The organism is Pseudomonas sp. AM4(2022) (assembly GCF_036346515.1).
Classification (GTDB): domain Bacteria; phylum Pseudomonadota; class Gammaproteobacteria; order Pseudomonadales; family Pseudomonadaceae; genus Aquipseudomonas; species Aquipseudomonas paracarnis.
Map to the genome: position 1 here is coordinate 1 of NZ_JAOTNW010000063.1, position 1,067 is coordinate 1,067.

Genomic DNA, 1,067 nt, shown 5'->3' on the forward strand with positions numbered 1-1,067 from the left:
CGGACCCAGTTGTGTTCCAGCAGGCGCGCTTCGATTTCGCCCAGCTCGATGCGCAGGCCACGCAGTTTGACCTGATGGTCGATACGTCCGGCGTACTCAATCACGCCATCCTCACGGTAGCGCGCCAGGTCTCCGGTGCGGTACAGGCGTTCGCCTTTGACAAACGGATGCGCGATAAAACGTTCGGCCGTCAGGGAGGGACGGCGGTGATAACCACGGGCCAGGCCAACGCCGCCCAGGTACAGCTCGCCCAGCACGCCGACCGGCACCGGTTCAAAGTTGCTGTCGAGGATGTAACACCTCAGGTTGGCAATCGGGCGGCCGATCGGCACAGCATCGCGGCCTTCGTCCACGCAGGTCCAGTAGGTCACGTCGATGGCGGCTTCGGTCGGGCCGTACAGGTTGTAGAGCCCGGCTTGGGGCAGCTTGGCGAAGACCTGCTGCTGGGCGTCCACCGACAGGGCCTCACCACTGCAGACAATGCGTTGCAGGCTTTGGCAGCTCGACACCGCCGAGTCCTGCAGGAACGCCTGCAACATCGACGGCACGAAGTGCAGCGTGGTGACCTGCTCGCTATTGATCAGGCGAACCAGTTTGGCGGGGTCACGGTGATCTCCGGGCGCGGCGACCACCAGGCGCGAGCCGGTCATCAATGGCCAGAAGAACTCCCACACCGACACGTCGAAGCTGAACGGCGTTTTCTGCAGCACGGTATCGCTGGCGTCCAGGCCATAGGCTTCCTGCATCCATTGCAGGCGGTTCAGCAACGCCGAATGACGGTTGCCGGCGCCTTTGGGCTGACCGGTGGAGCCCGAGGTGTAGATCACGTAGGCAAGGTTTTCGCCGTCCAGCTCGAGGCCAGGGTTGGCATCGCTGTAGGCTTCAAAGGTCGACTCGCCCAACACCAGGCTTTCCAGCCCATCCGGAATCGGCAGTTGATCAAGCAAATGCGCCTGGGTCAGCAGCAGTTTCACGCCACTGTCGTCGAGCATGTAGGCCAGGCGCTCACGCGGGTATTCCGGGTCCAGCGGCACGTAGGCACCACCGGCCTTGAGCACCGCCAGCAG

Annotated in this window: 1 protein-coding gene; it reads right to left on the reverse strand. The window is 63.4% G+C overall.

The window, feature by feature from the left end:
* Positions 1 to 1,067 (reverse strand): amino acid adenylation domain-containing protein (locus ODQ19_RS27960; RefSeq protein ID WP_330211832.1); only part of this gene is annotated, 1,067 nt, incomplete at both ends.